Genomic DNA, 15,890 nt, shown 5'->3' with positions numbered 1-15,890 from the left:
GCGCCCCCGAAGGCGCCCGCCGACCCGCTTACGCGGGAAATACCCCCGTGGACAGATACCGGTCGCCGCGATCGCAGACGATGAAAACGATGGTCGCGTTCTCGACCTGACGCGCGATGCGAAGTGCGACTTCGCACGCACCACCCGACGAAATGCCCGCAAAGATGCCTTCGACCGATGCCAGGCGGCGCGCCATTGCCTCGGCCGCGGATTGGCTGACGTTCTCCACACGGTCGACGCGGCTACGGTCGAAGATTTTCGGCAGATACGCTTCCGGCCACTTGCGAATACCCGGGATACGCGAGCCCTCTTCCGGCTGCGCGCCGATGATTTCGATCTGCTGATTCTGCGTTTTCAGATACGTGGATACGCCCATGATCGTGCCGGTCGTGCCCATCGACGACACGAAGTGCGTGATGCGTCCTTCCGTGTCACGCCAGATTTCCGGGCCGGTGCCTTCGATGTGAGAAGCCGGATTGTCCGGGTTCGCGAACTGATCGAGGATGATGCCCTTGCCTTCGCGCTGCATCTGCTCCGCGAGATCGCGCGCGTACTCCATGCCGCCTTTGACCGGCGTCAGAATGATTTCCGCACCGTAGGCGGCCATGCTCTGACGGCGCTCCACCGACAGATCTTCCGGCATGATGAGCACCATCTTGTAGCCGCGGACCGCCGCTGCCATTGCGAGTGCAATGCCGGTATTGCCGCTGGTCGACTCGATCAGCTTGTCGCCCGGCTTGATGCGCCCGCGCGCCTCGGCCTTCTTGATCATCGACAATGCCGGACGGTCCTTCACCGAACCCGCCGGATTGTTGCCCTCGAGCTTCGCGAGGATCACATTGTTGCGGCTGCGGATCTCGTCGTCTGGAAGCCGGACGAGTTGTACGAGCGGCGTGTTGCCGACCGTGTCTTCAATCGTTTTGTATGCCATATGGGGTCTAGCGATCGATGCGCGAAAGAGTGTCTTTAATCCATCGATTCTAAACCACGATCTCCGGCGCTGCCCTGCAGCCCTTCTGTCCGCATGGATGCATGCCGCTTGCTGCGCAAAAAGCCCGCGGCTGCGAGCCGCGGGACGTGATGTGTGCAAATCGAAGCAATGGGATGTTCGCGGACCCTGCGCGCCGCAAGCCGCTCGTCAGCATCGCACGCGCAAGGCTCGCGGCCGCTTACTTCTTCACCGCCACTGCGGCGGCGCCCTTCTGCGCGGCGGCGGGCGCGGCCGCAGCGGCCGGCTCCCTGCCCGCTGCAGCTGCCGCAACCTGCGTGCTAGCAGCCGCGCCAGCCGGTCCGACAGCGAGACCCTCCGCTTGCAGGCGCTCGATGGTGTGCCCGCCCATGCCCTTAACGCGCTTGCCGAGATCGGCCGCGTCCTTGAACGGGCCGTGCGCATTACGTTCGTCGACGATCGCTTTGGCTTTTGCCGGACCGATGCCCTTGATGCCGCGCAGCGCGTCTTCGTTAGCCGTGTTGACGTCGACCGCCGCATACGCGTGGCCGAAAGCGGCGAGCATCGCCGCGGTAACAGTACTTTTCGAAACATATTGGAATCTCCCTGTTGCCACTGGCCGGCGACCATCACCGGACAGGAGATTCCAGTTTAAAGAGGACGGCGTACTAATTACACCTGGCCGAACAGCCAACGCACGTAACGATCGACACCTTCCTGCACTCTCAGAAACGGCGCGTCGTAGCCGGCCGCGCGCAGCTTCGACTGATCGGCCTGCGTGAAGCACTGATACTTGCCGCGCAGCGCGTCGGGGAACGGAATGTATTCGATCAGCCCGCGTTGCACCTGATCCGCGAGCGACAGCGCCGGCTCGTTGTTCAGCGCGCGCAGCGTGTTGACCACGGTGCTCGCGATGTCGTTGAACGGCTGTGCGCGGCCGGTGCCGAGATTGAAAATGCCGGACTTCTCCGGATGATCGAAGAAGAACAGATTGACCTTGACGACGTCTTCGACGGAGATGAAATCGCGTGTCTGCTCACCGGCCGCATAGCCGTTGTATTCGCCGAACAGCTTGACCTTGCCCTCGGCGCGGAACTGGTTGAAGTTGTGAAACGCGACCGATGCCATGCGCGCCTTATGCGTTTCGCGCGGACCGTACACGTTGAAATAGCGGAAGCCCACGATCTGGCTTTTGGCCGTGGGCAGCACGCGGCGAATCACCTGGTCGAACAGGAACTTCGAATAACCGTACACGTTGAGCGGCTGCTCGACCTCGCGCTCCTCGACGAAGCGGCTCGAACCGCCATACGTCGCTGCCGACGACGCATACAGGAACTGGACGTCTTGCGCGAGGCAGATGTCGAGCACGTCGCGGCTATAGCGGTAGTTGTTGTCCATCATGTAGCGGCCGTCGGTTTCCATCGTGTCCGAGCAGGCGCCTTCGTGGAAGATCGCGCGCACTTTGCCGAAGTCGCCGCGCCTGAAGCGCTCGACGAATTCGGTTTTGTCGAGATAGTCGTCGATTTCGCAGTCGACCAGATTCCTGAACTTGTCCGCGCGCGTGAGGTTGTCGACCGCGATGATGCGTTGTTCGCCGCGCTCGTTGAGCGCCTTCACGAGATTGCTGCCGATAAAACCGGCCGCGCCGGTGACGATGACGGTCATGATGATCCTGCCGTAGTGAGCTTTGTAGTGAGCTTCGTTCAGTCAACACCGCGCGGGGTTCGCTGGTCCGTCGGACGACGGCGCCCCGCGGGCTGCATCAGGAGAAGAGTTCGTCGTAGTCGACGGTGGCGGTGCCCAGTTTGCCGACCACGATGCCGGCCGCGCGATTCGCGAGTCCGACCGCGTCGACGAGCGAAAGACCCGCGCCGAGCATCGCGGCAAGCGTCGCGATCACGGTGTCGCCCGCGCCCGAGACATCATACACTTCGCGTGCAACGGCCGACGCGTGCAGGATGCCATCGTCGGCGAAGAGTGTCATGCCCTCCTCTGAGCGCGTCAGCAGCAGCGCCTTGAACTGGAGTTCGGCACGCAGCTTCGTGACGCGCGCGATCAGGTCTTCCTCGGACTTCCACTGCCCGACGACCTCGCGCAATTCCGCGCGATTCGGCGTGATCAGCGTCGCGCCGCGATAGCGCTCCCAGTCGTCGCCCTTCGGATCGACGAGCACCGGTTTTCCAGCCGCGTGCGCCTTCGCGATCATTTGCGTAACGTGCGTGAGGCCGCCCTTCGCGTAGTCGGACATCAGGATCACGTCGTGCGACGGCAACAGCTCGTCGAAACGCGCAAGCCCAGCGAGCAGCACTTCATGCGCCGGCGAGTTTTCGAAATCGACGCGCAGCAATTGCTGCTGACGCGACAGCACGCGCAGCTTGATCGTCGTCAGCAAGGCCGGATCGCGTTCGAGATGCGGCGTCACGCCGCTTTCGTCGAGCAGCTGCACGATGCGCTCGCCGGGTTCGTCGTGACCGACCACGCACAGCAGACCCGCTTGCGCGCCGAGCGCGACCGCGTTGCGCGCGACGTTCGCCGCGCCGCCCAAGCGATCTTCCTGGCGCTGCACGTGCACGACCGGCACGGGCGCCTCCGGAGAGATGCGGTTGACGTCGCCGAACCAGTATCGGTCGAGCATCACGTCGCCGACCACCAGCACGCGCGCCGCGTTGAGCTGCCCGCGCGGCACGACCGTGAGCTTCTGCGCCGTGGTGGACGCGGGCGCCGCGGGCATGGCCTCAGGCATCGGCCGGAAGTTCAGAGGGTTGGGCATAGGGGCGTCCAATAGCGTGGTAGTCGATCCCGAGCTCGATCATCGCGTCCGGCTCGTATAGATTGCGGCCGTCGAAAATCAGCGGTGTCTTCAGCACCGATTTCAGGTGCCCGAAATCAGGACTCTTGAACTCCTTCCATTCGGTCACGATGACGAGCGCGTCGGCGCCGGTCAGCGTTTCATCCTGAGTGTTCGTGAACGTGAGACGTGCGAGCTGCTCGGGCGCCGCGTGCAGATCCATCGCGAAGACGCGCTGCGCCTCGGTCACGGCGACCGGATCGTACGCGCGCACGTTCGCGCCGCGCGCGAGCAGCTCGCCGATCACGCGACGGCTCGGCGCCTCGCGCATGTCGTCGGTATTCGGCTTGAACGCGAGGCCCCACACCGCGAACGTGCGGCCGCTCAGATCCTCGCCGAGCTTTGCGGCGATCTTGTTCACGAGCACGTCCTTCTGCTGGTCGTTCACTTCCTCGACCGCCTCGAGAATGCGCAAGTTGTGGCCGCTCTCGCTCGCGGTGCGGATCAGCGCCTGCACGTCCTTCGGGAAGCAGGAGCCGCCGTAGCCGCAGCCCGCGTACAGGAAGTGATAGCCGATGCGCGGATCGGAACCGATGCCGCGGCGCACCGCCTCGATGTCGGCGCCGACCTTGTCGGCGAGATTCGACATCTCGTTCATGAACGAGATGCGCGTGGCGAGCATCGCGTTGGCCGCGTACTTGGTGAACTCGGCCGAGCGCACGTCCATGTACAGCGTGCGTTCGTGATTGCGGTTGAACGGCGCGTACAGACGCTTCATCATTTCGCGCGCGCGTGCGCCCGCTTCGTCTTCGTCGATACCGATCACGATACGGTCGGGGCGCATGAAGTCGTCGACGGCCGCCCCTTCCTTCAGGAACTCGGGGTTCGACACGACCGAGAAGCGATGCTGCGCGCTGCCGGCGAGCCCGCGCTTCGCGAGTTCTTCGTTGATCACGGCGCGCACGCGTTGTGCGGTGCCGACCGGCACCGTCGATTTGTCGACGATCACCTTGAAGCCGTTCATCGTGCGGCCGATGTTGCGTGCGGCTTCCAGCACGTATTGCAGGTCGGCGGAGCCGTCTTCGTCGGGCGGCGTGCCGACCGCGATGAACTGCACGTCGCCGTGCGCGACGCTCGCCGCGACATCGGTCGAGAACGTGATGCGGCCGGCCGCGCGCGTGCGGGCGATCATCTCCTGCAAGCCGGGTTCGTGAATCGGCACGCCGCCTTTGTTGAGGATGTCGATCTTGCGCTGATCGACGTCGAGACAGAAGACGTCGTTGCCGATTTCGGCGAGACACGCGCCGGTGACAAGGCCCACATAGCCGGTGCCGATAATGGTGATTTTCATACGCTGTCCGGTAGATGGTTCCGGTGATGAATGCCGCTCATGAGGCCGGCGATAAACTCGTTGCGAAATTCGCGGGGCGCTTGCGCGGCAATCAACGCCGACGCGGCCACAGCCGCCCGTGCGGCGTCAGTTCGACGCGGCAATCGGCTCGACGCGGCGCGGCGCATAGGTTTCCCAACCGCTGCATCCCGGGCACTGCCAGTAGAAAAGCCGGGCCCTGAAACCACAATTCTGGCACGTATAGCGTGGCAGATTTTTGGTGCGCTGGCGGATCAGTGTGCGCATCAGTTCGAGCTCGCTGCGTCGCGGCTCTTCGGCAACGGCCTGCTGCGCTTCGAGCAGACGCGTCATGCCGGCCAGATTCGGCGACTTCTGCATCTGCGTGCGGGCGAGCGCATGCGCAGCATCGGCGCCGCGCAGCGACGCGACGTGCTGATACGCAACGTCGAGCAGATCGTTGCTCGGATGACGATCGACCCACGTGGTTAGCAGATCGGCGCCCTCGTGCGCGCGGCCGAGCGCTTCATACGCCTTCATGATCTTCTCGGCGACGAGCGGAAGATACGCGGGGTTCTGCTCCTCCACGCGGCGCCATTGCCCGATCGCCGCTTCCGGCGCGCCGCCGGCCGCGTCGACATCGCCGAACAGGATCGTCGCACGCACGTTGGTCGGGCTCGCCTGCAGCGCGAGGCTGAGCTGATGACGCGCTTCGTCCGGCTTCTTCTGCTGCAGCGCTTCCTGCGCAAGTTCGCAGTGGAACTGTGCGATTTCCTTGTCGAGCGACGGTGCGCCCATCGTTTCGAGGTGCCGCGCAGTATCGATCGACTTGACCCAGTCCTTCTCGATCTCGTAGATCGTCAACAGCGCGCGTTGAGCACCCAGTGCGTAATCGCCCGCCTGCAGCGAGCGGAAAGTTTCTTCGGCACGGTCGAGCAGACCCGCTTTCAGGAAGTCCTGGCCGAGTTCGTACAGCGCGTGATCGCGCTCGTTGACCGGCAGGTCCGCGCGGCTCAGCAGATTTTGATGCACGCGAATCGCGCGGTCAGTTTCACCGCGCCGACGGAACAGATTGCCGAGCGCGAAATGCAATTCGACGGTTTCAGGGTCGAGCTTGACGACTTCGATGAATGCGTCGATCGCCTGGTCGGGCTGCTCGTTGAGCAGAAAGTTCAGACCGCGAAAATACGACCGCGGCAGGTTGGCGCTTTCGGACAGCAGCGTCTTGAGGTCGTAGCGCGCCGCCATCCAGCCGAACGCGAACGCGACGGGTATGACCAGCAGCCACCAGAAGTCTAGATCCATGCGATTAATGCAAATGTGCGGAAAAGCGAAAACGAAAAGCCGCGTTCAGAGCCGCGCGGCGCAAGACAGCTCAGATTAGCGGCGGCATCGGCGGCTGCTCTACCACGGCGGGAGTTTCGCGCGCCACGCGCAATTCCCGCCTGAGCCGGCCGTTCTCCATGCGCAGACGCACGACGGCCGGCATCGCCGACACGAGCCCCGCGAGCAAGCCGATCACGAAAAACGCGAGGCCGATCAGAATCAGAGGCGCCGACCAGACGTAGCCGGCGAGGAAATTCAGCGTAGCGGGTTGCGTGTTGGAGAGCGCGAGCACGAGCAGCAGCACGAACACCAGCACACGTAGCAGCCAGACGATAAATTTCATGAATAGATCTCTTCACGGCAGTTGCGGGGGGACGCCGGCTTGATGACGCGTCGCGCCACGGTGTTGCCCGCGCCGAAGTGACCCGTATTGTAATGGATGCCCTTGCGGCTGGGCAGCAAGTGACGGAATGCAGGACTTACGGGCAATTCGCGAAATGCAAAAGGCCGCAGCGGAAGGCGCCACTTCTTAAATGATGGACGAAAAAAAAGCGCCCGAAGGCGCTTTTCCTGGTCTTTTGCCTACTGGCTTTGGCCGCTGACGCTAGCTATGCCACGCTGCAAGACACACAGCGGAGTCATTAAAGGTCGTCATCCGGCTCCTCGGCCTTCAGCGGCTCGCCCGCGCGACGATCCACCCGCTCGCGCAATTCCTTGCCCGGCTTGAAGTGCGGTACGTACTTCTCCGGTACCAGCACCTTCTCGCCCGACTTCGGATTGCGTCCGACGCGGGAGGGACGGCGGTTGAGGCCGAAGCTGCCGAAGCCACGAATTTCGATGCGATGACCTTTGGCGAGCGCCTCCGACATCGCATCAAGCATCGTCTTCACCGCGAAATCCGCATCCTTGAGAACAAGTTGCGGAAATCGCGTAGCCAGCTGGGCGACCAATTCCGATTTGGTCATACTGCAGCAGACCTCTCAGGCTTACTGGTTCTGGCCGTCGAGCTTGGCCTTCAGCAGCGCACCGAGGTTCGTCGTGCCGGTAGCAGCTGCGCTCGAATCCGAAGCAGCGAGACCGCGGATGGCTTCCTGCTGCTCAGCCGAATCCTTCGCCTTGATCGACAGGTTGATGCCGCGCGACTTGCGATCGATGTTGATGATCATCGCGTTGACCTTGTCGCCTTCCTTCAGCACGTTGCGAGCGTCTTCCACGCGGTCTTGGGCGATTTCCGAAGCCCGCAGGTAGCCTTCGACTTCACCCGACAGCTGGACCACAGCACCCTTCGCGTCGACCGACTTGACGGTACCGTCGACGACCGAACCCTTGTCGTTCATTGCAACGTAGTTGCTGAACGGGTCGCCTTCGAGCTGCTTGATACCCAGCGAAATACGTTCCTTCTCGACGTCGATGCCGAGAACGATCGCTTCCACTTCGTCGCCCTTCTTGTACTTGCGAACGGCTTCCTCGCCGGTTTCGCTCCACGACAGATCCGACAGGTGAACCAGACCGTCGATGCCGCCCGGCAGACCGATGAACACGCCGAAGTCGGTGATCGACTTGATGGCGCCGCTGATCTTGTCGCCCTTCTTGAAGTTGCGGCTGAAGTCGTCCCACGGGTTCGGCTTGCACTGCTTCATGCCGAGGCTGATACGGCGGCGGTCTTCGTCGATTTCGAGAACCATGACTTCGACTTCGTCGCCCAGCTGGACCACCTTCGACGGAGCAACGTTCTTGTTGGTCCAGTCCATTTCCGACACGTGAACGAGGCCTTCGATGCCCGATTCCACTTCGACGAATGCGCCGTAGTCGGTGATGTTAGTGACCTTACCGAACAGACGCGTGCCCGACGGGTAACGGCGCGAGATGCCTTCCCACGGATCGTCGCCCAGTTGCTTGATACCGAGCGAAACGCGGTTCTTTTCCTGGTCGAACTTGAGGATCTTCGCGGTGACTTCCTGGCCAACCGACAGAACTTCGCTCGGGTGACGCACGCGACGCCATGCGATGTCGGTGATGTGCAGCAGGCCGTCGATACCGCCGAGGTCCACGAACGCGCCGTAGTCGGTGATGTTCTTGACCACGCCTTCGACGATCGCGCCTTCCTTCAGCGTTTCGAGCAGCTTCGCGCGCTCTTCGCCTTGCGTTGCCTCAATGACAGCGCGGCGCGACAGCACGACGTTGTTACGCTTGCGGTCGAGCTTGATGACGCGGAATTCGAGGGTCTTGCCTTCGTACGGGGTCGTGTCCTTGACCGGACGCGTATCAACCAGCGAACCCGGCAGGAACGCGCGGATGCCGTTGACCATCACGGTCATACCGCCCTTGACCTTGCCCGTAATAGTGCCGGTCACGAGTTCGTTGTTGTCCAGCGCCTTTTCCAGCGACAGCCACGAAGCCAGACGCTTCGCCTTGTCACGCGACAGGATGGTGTCGCCATAGCCGTTCTCCAGCGCGTCGATCGCGACGGAAACGAAGTCGCCCGCCTGCACTTCTACCTCGCCCGCGTCGTTCAGGAACTCTTCGAGCGGGATGTAGGCTTCGGACTTCAGACCAGCGTTCACGACCACGAAGTTGTGGTCGACACGCACGACTTCGGCGGAGATCACTTCGCCAGCGCGCATGTCCTGCTTGGTCAGCGACTCTTCGAACAGAGCCGCAAAAGATTCGGTATTCGGGGTAGAGGTTTGCAGGTCGGACATAAAAATCAGAGTTTGCATGGTCTTCGCAACGCCTGGCTCACCGGATCGGTCAGCAACTGCGGCAAATACGCGAACGCCACGCGGGGTTAAAGGGTTAAAAACAACGCTTCGCGACCATCGCGAAGCACCTACCAACAACGGGACTGCCGCTGCTGGCCACTTTTGCGCGACCGTTTTCAGTTACGCATGTGGGACCAGCGCTTCATACCATTGCACCACCTGCTCGACCGCCTGGTCGACCGACAATGCGGAGGTATCAAGCAGCTTTGCATCCGCCGCGGGCTTGAGCGGCGCGGCTGCGCGCTGACTGTCACGCTCGTCGCGCTCACGCAAATCCCGGAGCAAGTCATCTATATTAGCAGAAAATCCTTTTTGGATCAATTGCTTATGCCGGCGCATCGCGCGGGCCTCGACGCTCGCGGTCATGAACACCTTCAGCGCGGCGTCCTGGAAGATCACAGTGCCCATGTCGCGGCCGTCGGCGACCAGCCCCGGTTCCTTGCGAAACGCCCGCTGGCGCGCCACCAGCGCGGTTCGCACCGGCGCGTGCACGGCGATTGCCGAGGCGCGGCTGCCCACATCCTCGGCGCGGATTTCCGTCGATACATCGACCCCGTCCAGCTGCGCGAGCCCCTCGCGAAACGTGATGTGGAGGTCGTCGATCAGTTTGACAAGTGCGTCGACGTCGTCCGCTGCAATGCCATAGCGCAGGCTCGCGAGCGCAGCGAGCCGATACAGCGCGCCGCTGTCGAGCAGGTGAAAGCCGAGGTTGGCGGCCACCATCGCGGCCACTGTGCCTTTGCCGGAGGCGCTAGGGCCGTCGATCGCAATGACGGGCGTCTGGTGAAAGGGACGGGTCGGTTTCATCTAAAAATGTCGCACATCGGGGATTGCACGCAAATCCGGGTTGCATCAGGGTTGTGTGAGCGCGGTGAAGCGCTGGAAATAATCGGGGAATGTTTTGCCGACGCACTTCGGGTCGTTGATGCGGATCGGCACGCCGCCCAGGCTCACGAGCGAGAAGCACATCGCCATGCGGTGGTCGTCGTAGGTGTCGATCGCGGCATTCGGGATCAGCTTTTTGGGCGGCGTGACGACGAGGAAATCTTCGCCTTCCTGCACCTTCGCACCGACTTTGCGCAGCTCGGTCGCCATTGCGGCGATGCGGTCGGTTTCCTTCACGCGCCAGCTCGCGATGTTGCGCAGCGTGCTCGTGCCGTCCGCGAACAGCGCGGCGACCGCGATCGTCATCGCGGCATCGGGGATCAGGTTGAAGTCCATGTCGATCGGATCGAGCTTGCCGTGGTCGTTGCCGACGCCACGCACTTCGATCCAGTCGTCGCCCATCTGCAGGTTCGCGCCCATCTTGATCAGCGCATCGGCAAATCCGACGTCGCCCTGGATGCTCGCGCGGCCCACGCCTTCCACTCTTAGCGGCCCACCGCCGAGCGCGCCCGCGGCGAGGAAATACGACGCCGACGACGCATCCCCTTCCACCATGATCGTGCCCGGCGACTGATACCGCTGCCCCGCCGGCACCACGAACTGGTGCCAGCCGTGGCGCTCGACCTCGATGCCGAAGCGCGCCATCAGCTTGATCGTGATCTCGATGTACGGCTTCGAGATCAGCTCGCCGTCGACCTGCACGGTGGTGACGCCGCTCGCGGTGCGCAGCAGCGGCAGCGTCATCAGCAGCGAGGTCAGGAACTGGCTCGACACGTCGCCGCGCACGCGGATCGGCGCGTCGGCCGTGATCTGGGCGGGACGGATGCGCAGCGGCGGATAGCCTTCGTTCTGCTCGTAGTCGATCTTCGCGCCTATCTGGCGCAGCCCGTCGACGAGATCGCCGATCGGCCGTTCGTGCATGCGTGGCACGCCGTGAATCCGGTAGTCGCCACCGTTCACGGCGAGCGCCGCGGTCAGCGGGCGCACTGCTGTGCCCGCGTTGCCGAGGAACAGGTCGGCCGTGCGCGCGGTGAACGCGCCGCGCGTGCCGGTCACGACGCAGGTGTCGCCGTCGCGCTTCAAACGTACGCCGAGCTTTTCGAGCGCGTCGAGCATCACGCGGGTGTCGTCGGAGTCAAGCAGGTTCGTGATCGTCGTCTCGCCTTCGGCGAGCGCAGCGAGCAGCAGCACGCGGTTCGAGATGCTCTTCGAGCCGGGCAGACGAACCGTGCCGGACGCACGGGAAAAAGGTCCGAGATCGAGGAATTCCATGATGTGTCCAGTTTCCGGTTATTTCGACGCGTCGCCGCTGGCCACGCCAGCCGCGCGCTGCTCCTGCCACTGACTGCGTGCGACGCGCGAGCGCGCGAACACGGCTTCGAGCGCGGCGCCGTCGCCGGCTTCGATCGCCGTGCGCAGGCGCACGAGCACCGCGGTGTACGCGTCGAGCTCATCGAGCAGCGCTACGCGATTGGCGACGCAGACGTCGCGCCACATCTCCGGACTCGACGCAGCGATGCGCGTGAAGTCGCGAAAACCGCCCGCCGCGAACGAGAACTTCAACGCAGCGTCGGGCGAATTGAGGATCTGCTCGACGAGCGCGAACGACAGCACGTGCGGTAAATGACTGACCGACGCGAACACGCGATCGTGCTGCTGCGGCGTCATGTCCCGCACCAAGGCGCCAGTGGCGCGCCACATCGCCGCGACGCGCTCGACCGTGTCCGGCGTATTCTCCGGCAGCGGGCACAGCACGACGTTGCGGTTCACGTACAGATCGGGCAACGCCGCATCGACGCCGCTCGACTCGCGACCGGCGATCGGATGGCCCGGCACGAACTGGCCTATCCGCGCGCCGAGCGCCGCGCGGGCGGCGGCGACCACGTCGGATTTGGTGCTGCCCGCATCGGTGACGATCGTGTTGGCGTCGAGATGCGGCGCGATGCGCTCGAGCAGCGGCTGGGTCTGCGCGACCGGCGCCGCGAGCAGCACGAAGTCCGCGCCCGCGAGGGCGTCGCGCAGCGCGGCGTCGTCGGTGAGTGCCGCGGCACCGTCGATCACCCCGAGCGCTAACGCCTTTTCGCTCGAAGCCGACGACCGTCCGACCCCAACCACCGTGCGCGCCCCGCCAGCCTCGCCGCGTTCACGCAACGCGCGCGCGAGCGATCCGCCGATCAGGCCGACACCGAAAATCACCAGCTTGTTAAAAGAAAACGCGGCCACGTCGCTCACACAATACGGACATTAAGCGCGCCGCTCCTGACGGTCGACGCGCGGGATCAAGAATCAAGGCTTACGCTGCGTCAGTCTCGGCAAGCGTCTTCTCGAGCGCCGCGAGGAACGCTGCGTTTTCCTCCGGCAAGCCGATCGTGATGCGCAGCCACTGCGGCAAGCCGTAGTTGTCGACCGGTCGCACGATCACGGCCTGCTTCAGCAGCGCGAGGTTCACCCGGGCGCCGGCTTTGTCGTCGCTGCCAACGCGCACGAGCACGAAGTTGCCTTCGGACGGCACGTATTCGAGGCCGAGCTTGTCGAACGCCTCCGTCAGAAGCGTATAGCCCTGCGCGTTCAGGGCCGCGCTTTTCTGCAGGAACGCGCTGTCGTTCAGTGCCGCAATCGCCGCGGCTTGCGCGAGCGTATTGACGTTAAACGGTTGACGCAGTCGATTCAGCAAATCGGTCAACCCGGGCTGCGCGATCGCGAAGCCGATGCGCAAGCCCGCAAGCCCGAACGCCTTCGAGAACGTACGCGAAACCAGCAGGTTCGGATAGCGGCGCACCCAGTCGATGGAGTCGTAGCGCTTGTCCGCCGACAGATACTCGGTGTACGCCTCGTCGAGCACGACGACCACGTGGCGCGGTACCTTGTCGAGAAACGCCTCGAGCGTCGGGCCGTCGACGAACGTGCCGGTCGGATTGTTCGGATTCGCGACGAACACGAGACGCGTGTCGTCGTCGATTGCGCCGAGCATCGCGTCGAGGTCGTGACCATAGTGCAGCGCGGGCACGACGATCGCGCGCGCGCCGACGCCTTGCGTCGCGAGCGCATAGACCGCGAACGAATACTGCGAGAACACGACCGCCTGGCCCTTTTCGACGAACGCGTGCGCGGCCAGTTCGAGGATGTCGTTGCTGCCGTTGCCGAGGGTGATCCACTCAGCCGGCACGCCGTAGCGCGCGGCGAGCGCCGCCTTCAGCTCGAAACCGTTCGAGTCCGGATAGCGGCCGAGATCGGCGATCGCCTGCGCCATCGCGTGCTGCGCGGATTCCGGCATGCCGAGCGGATTCTCGTTCGATGCCAGCTTCACGATGCTCGCCTCGTCGAGACCGAACTCGCGGGCCACTTCCGAAATCGGCTTGCCGGCGATGTACGGCGCGATCGCGCGCACATAGGAAGGGCCGAAAGACGCTGTCATGAAAATCTCCGAACGACGATGGATAGTGAAACCTGCTTTCGGGCAACGCACGCGGCGCCGCCCGGACTGCGCTGCCAGCCCTTAGCGGGCGCGCGGATACGAGCCGAGTATTTTCAGGAACGCGGCCTTCTCGCCGAGACCGGCGAGCGCGGCAGCCACAGCCGGATCGTCGCGATGGCCTTCGACATCGATATAGAAGTAGTACTCCCACGTTCCGACGCGCGCCGGACGCGATTCGAAACGCGTCATCGACACGCCGTGGCGCGCGAGCGGCTCGAGCAGCTTGACCATCGCGCCCGGCTCGTTCGCGACCGACACGATCAGCGAGGTCTGGTCGTAGCCGCTCGGACCGGTCAGCTCCTTGCCGATCATGACGAAGCGCGTGCGGTTGTGCGGATCGTCCTGGATCAGCGCGTTGGTGACCTGCAGGCCGTAGTGGATCGCGGCGCGATCGCCGGCGATGGCCGCAACGGTCGAATCTTCGGCCGCCATCCGTGCAGCTTCCGCATTACTCGACACCGCCTGGCGCTCGAGATGCGGCGCATTGGTCGACAGCCAGCGCTGGCACTGCGCGAGCGCCTGCGCATGCGCGCATACGCGCGTGACGCCAGCGAGCCCGTTTTGCGTGAGCAGGTTGTGATGGATCGGCAATGCGAGTTCGCCGCCGATGGTCAGCTGGGTTTGCAGCAGCAGATCCAGCGTGCGCGACACCGCGCCTTCGGTCGAGTTCTCGACCGGCACGACGCCGTAGTCGGCGGCGCCCGCCTCGACCGAGCGGAATACTTCGTCGATCGACGGGCACGGCAGCCCTTCGATCGACTGACCGAAGTACTCGTGCATCGCCTGTTCGCTATAGGTGCCGACCGGCCCGAGGTACGCGGCCTTGATGCTCTTTTCTAGCGCGCGGCTCGCGGCCATGATCTCGCGCCAGATCGCGCTGATGTGCTCGTCGGCGAGCGGCCCGGCGCTCATTTCCTGCAGGCGCGCGATCACCTGCATCTCGCGCTCGGGCCGGAACACCGGAGCGTTGAAATGCTTCTTGACCTCGCCCACTTCGAGCGCGACCGCCGCGCGCTGGTTCAGGAGCGCGATCAGCTGCGCGTCGAGCGCGTCGATGCGATCGCGCAGAGGTTTGAGTCGTGTATTCAGTTCGTCGTCCATGCGTAAAACGGCTCTGCCGGGTAACTGCTGGAAAAGATGCGCACGCCTGCCAGTCAGTGTGACTCAGGCGCTGCGCTGTTCGAATTCCTTCATGTATTCGACAAGCGCTTTGACGCCTTCGAGCGGGACGGCGTTATAAATCGACGCCCGCATGCCGCCGACGGACTTGTGGCCCTTTAGCTGCACCAATCCCCGCGCTTTCGCGCCGGACAGGAAATCTTCGTTGCGCGACTCGTCGGCGAGGAAGAACGGTACGTTCATCCGCGAGCGCGAGCCACGTTCGACCTTGTTCAGATAGAAGCTGCTCGAGTCGATCGTGTCGTATAGCAGCTTCGATTTTTCGAGGTTGCGCGCCTCCATCGCCTGGAGGCCGCCCTGCTTCTTCAACCACTTGAACACGAGCCCGGCGATATAGATCGCATAGGTGGGCGGCGTGTTGTACATCGAGTTGTTCTCGGCGACGGTCTTCCATTCGAACGCCGATGGGCAAATCGGCATCGCGCGATCGAGCATGTCCTCACGCACGATCACGACCGTCACGCCCGCCATGCCGATGTTCTTCTGCGCGCCGCCGAACAGCACGCCGTATTTGGCGATGTCCATTGGGCGCGACAGGATATGCGACGACGCGTCCGCCACGAGCGGAATATCGCCGAGGTCGGGAATCTCGAAGGTTTCGACTCCATGGATGGTCTCGTTCGTGCACAGGTGCACGTAGGCCGGATCGTCCGACAGTTGCCATTCCTCACGCGCCGGCGCGCGGGTATAGCCCTCGGCCGTCTTGCCGGTTGCGGCCAGATGCACGCTGCCGTATTTTTCCGCTTCCTTGAACGACTTCTGCGACCACGAGCCGGTGACGACGAAATCCGCCCGCGGTTTCGAGCCGAGCAGGTTCATCGGCACGATCGCGTTCTCGCCGAGCCCGCCGCCCTGCAGGAACAGGATCCGATGGCTTGCCGGCACGTGAAGCAACTCGCGCAGATCGGTCAGCGCTGCTTCGTGGATCGACATGAATTCCTTGCCGCGATGGCTCATTTCCATCACGCTCATACCACTGCCTTGCCAGTTCAGCATCTCGTCGGCTGCCTGGCGCAGCACTTCTTCGGGCATGGCCGCCGGGCCGGCGGAGAAATTAAAAACGCGCATGTGAGGTCCTGGAAGCGCGCGCGAAGTAACGAAGTCGCGCGGGAATCGGCGAAAAGAACTGCGAAATGGCTCGCCGAAAAAGAAAATGGCCGTCTGCGCCAGTGCGCAAA

14 protein-coding genes and 1 pseudogene are annotated in these 15,890 nt (G+C 63.6%); all 15 read right to left on the bottom strand.

The genetic code is table 11. From position 1 onward, the window contains the following. Positions 1–28: 28 nt before the first annotated feature. The 15 genes and pseudogenes from cysM to serC all read right to left on the bottom strand — a co-directional run bounded on the left by cysM (position 29) and on the right by serC (position 15,780). Entirely contained in the window at positions 29–931 is a 903-nt protein-coding gene (cysM, locus tag QFZ94_RS17105; protein ID WP_368586771.1) for a cysteine synthase CysM, read from the bottom strand. A 238-nt stretch (positions 932–1,169) separates the two neighbouring features. Then, positions 1,170–1,543: pseudogene (locus QFZ94_RS17100) on the bottom strand (ComEA family DNA-binding protein). Positions 1,544–1,621: 78 nt separating this feature from the next. Then, positions 1,622–2,614 carry an ADP-glyceromanno-heptose 6-epimerase gene (gene rfaD, locus QFZ94_RS17095; protein WP_429458377.1) on the bottom strand — a complete coding sequence of 331 codons (993 nt, stop codon included), beginning with the start codon at positions 2,612–2,614 and terminating at the stop codon, positions 1,622–1,624. A 97-nt stretch (positions 2,615–2,711) separates the two neighbouring features. Further along, on the bottom strand, positions 2,712–3,719 hold the full coding sequence (gene rfaE1, locus QFZ94_RS17090; RefSeq protein ID WP_429458375.1) for a D-glycero-beta-D-manno-heptose-7-phosphate kinase: 1,008 nt from the start codon (positions 3,717–3,719) through the stop codon (positions 2,712–2,714). After that, positions 3,685–5,088, bottom strand: coding sequence for a UDP-glucose dehydrogenase family protein (locus tag QFZ94_RS17085; protein ID WP_410849616.1), 1,404 nt, complete (start codon positions 5,086–5,088; stop codon positions 3,685–3,687). Before QFZ94_RS17085 ends, rfaE1 begins: the two co-directional genes overlap by 35 nt. Before the next feature lie 126 nt (positions 5,089–5,214). Further along, on the bottom strand, positions 5,215–6,390 hold the full coding sequence (gene lapB / locus QFZ94_RS17080; protein ID WP_368586775.1) for a lipopolysaccharide assembly protein LapB: 1,176 nt from the start codon (positions 6,388–6,390) through the stop codon (positions 5,215–5,217). A 70-nt stretch (positions 6,391–6,460) separates the two neighbouring features. Beyond that, positions 6,461–6,754, bottom strand: coding sequence for a LapA family protein (locus QFZ94_RS17075; protein ID WP_368586776.1), 294 nt, complete (start codon positions 6,752–6,754; stop codon positions 6,461–6,463). A gap of 298 nt (positions 6,755–7,052) precedes the next feature. Then, positions 7,053–7,376 carry an integration host factor subunit beta gene (locus tag QFZ94_RS17070; RefSeq protein ID WP_006050255.1) on the bottom strand — a complete coding sequence of 108 codons (324 nt, stop codon included), beginning with the start codon at positions 7,374–7,376 and terminating at the stop codon, positions 7,053–7,055. Positions 7,377–7,397: 21 nt separating this feature from the next. Further along, positions 7,398–9,131, bottom strand: a complete 1,734-nt coding sequence (gene rpsA, locus QFZ94_RS17065; RefSeq protein WP_008921410.1) for a 30S ribosomal protein S1 — start codon at positions 9,129–9,131, stop codon at positions 7,398–7,400. A gap of 162 nt (positions 9,132–9,293) precedes the next feature. Further along, positions 9,294–9,980 carry a (d)CMP kinase gene (gene cmk, locus QFZ94_RS17060; RefSeq protein ID WP_368586777.1) on the bottom strand — a complete coding sequence of 229 codons (687 nt, stop codon included), beginning with the start codon at positions 9,978–9,980 and terminating at the stop codon, positions 9,294–9,296. 45 nt (positions 9,981–10,025) lie between these two features. Next, the gene (gene aroA / locus QFZ94_RS17055; protein ID WP_429458372.1) at positions 10,026–11,330 is read right to left on the bottom strand and encodes a 3-phosphoshikimate 1-carboxyvinyltransferase; all 1,305 of its coding nucleotides are present in this window, start codon (positions 11,328–11,330) and stop codon (positions 10,026–10,028) included. Positions 11,331–11,348: 18 nt separating this feature from the next. After that, positions 11,349–12,290 carry a prephenate dehydrogenase gene (locus QFZ94_RS17050; RefSeq protein WP_429458370.1) on the bottom strand — a complete coding sequence of 314 codons (942 nt, stop codon included), beginning with the start codon at positions 12,288–12,290 and terminating at the stop codon, positions 11,349–11,351. Between the two features lie 61 nt (positions 12,291–12,351). After that, the gene (gene hisC / locus QFZ94_RS17045; protein ID WP_429458368.1) at positions 12,352–13,473 is read right to left on the bottom strand and encodes a histidinol-phosphate transaminase; all 1,122 of its coding nucleotides are present in this window, start codon (positions 13,471–13,473) and stop codon (positions 12,352–12,354) included. Between the two features lie 81 nt (positions 13,474–13,554). Then, positions 13,555–14,634 (bottom strand): prephenate dehydratase, encoded by a 1,080-nt coding sequence (gene pheA, locus QFZ94_RS17040; RefSeq protein ID WP_429458366.1) that lies wholly within the window; start codon positions 14,632–14,634, stop codon positions 13,555–13,557. Between the two features lie 63 nt (positions 14,635–14,697). Then, positions 14,698–15,780, bottom strand: a complete 1,083-nt coding sequence (gene serC, locus QFZ94_RS17035; protein ID WP_429458364.1) for a 3-phosphoserine/phosphohydroxythreonine transaminase — start codon at positions 15,778–15,780, stop codon at positions 14,698–14,700. Positions 15,781–15,890 lie beyond the last annotated feature (110 nt).

This window comes from Paraburkholderia sp. JPY465 (assembly GCF_050436725.1).
In the GTDB taxonomy this organism is placed as follows: Bacteria; Pseudomonadota; Gammaproteobacteria; order Burkholderiales; family Burkholderiaceae; genus Paraburkholderia; species Paraburkholderia youngii.
This window is presented reverse-complemented; position numbering and strand designations above follow the sequence as displayed.

Excerpts from the sequence above, each read along its gene's own strand:
- cysM (WP_368586771.1), bottom strand. The coding sequence starts at position 931 with ATGGCATACAAAACGATTGAAGACACGGTCGGCAACACGCCGCTCGTA.
- rfaD (WP_429458377.1), bottom strand. The coding sequence starts at position 2,614 with ATGACCGTCATCGTCACCGGCGCGGCCGGTTTTATCGGCAGCAATCTC.
- rfaE1 (WP_429458375.1), bottom strand. The coding sequence starts at position 3,719 with ATGCCCAACCCTCTGAACTTCCGGCCGATGCCTGAGGCCATGCCCGCG.
- QFZ94_RS17085 (WP_410849616.1), bottom strand. The coding sequence starts at position 5,088 with ATGAAAATCACCATTATCGGCACCGGCTATGTGGGCCTTGTCACCGGC.
- lapB (WP_368586775.1), bottom strand. The coding sequence starts at position 6,390 with ATGGATCTAGACTTCTGGTGGCTGCTGGTCATACCCGTCGCGTTCGCG.
- QFZ94_RS17075 (WP_368586776.1), bottom strand. The coding sequence starts at position 6,754 with ATGAAATTTATCGTCTGGCTGCTACGTGTGCTGGTGTTCGTGCTGCTG.
- QFZ94_RS17070 (WP_006050255.1), bottom strand. The coding sequence starts at position 7,376 with ATGACCAAATCGGAATTGGTCGCCCAGCTGGCTACGCGATTTCCGCAA.
- rpsA (WP_008921410.1), bottom strand. The coding sequence starts at position 9,131 with ATGCAAACTCTGATTTTTATGTCCGACCTGCAAACCTCTACCCCGAAT.
- cmk (WP_368586777.1), bottom strand. The coding sequence starts at position 9,980 with ATGAAACCGACCCGTCCCTTTCACCAGACGCCCGTCATTGCGATCGAC.
- aroA (WP_429458372.1), bottom strand. The coding sequence starts at position 11,330 with ATGGAATTCCTCGATCTCGGACCTTTTTCCCGTGCGTCCGGCACGGTT.
- hisC (WP_429458368.1), bottom strand. The coding sequence starts at position 13,473 with ATGACAGCGTCTTTCGGCCCTTCCTATGTGCGCGCGATCGCGCCGTAC.
- pheA (WP_429458366.1), bottom strand. The coding sequence starts at position 14,634 with ATGGACGACGAACTGAATACACGACTCAAACCTCTGCGCGATCGCATC.
- serC (WP_429458364.1), bottom strand. The coding sequence starts at position 15,780 with ATGCGCGTTTTTAATTTCTCCGCCGGCCCGGCGGCCATGCCCGAAGAA.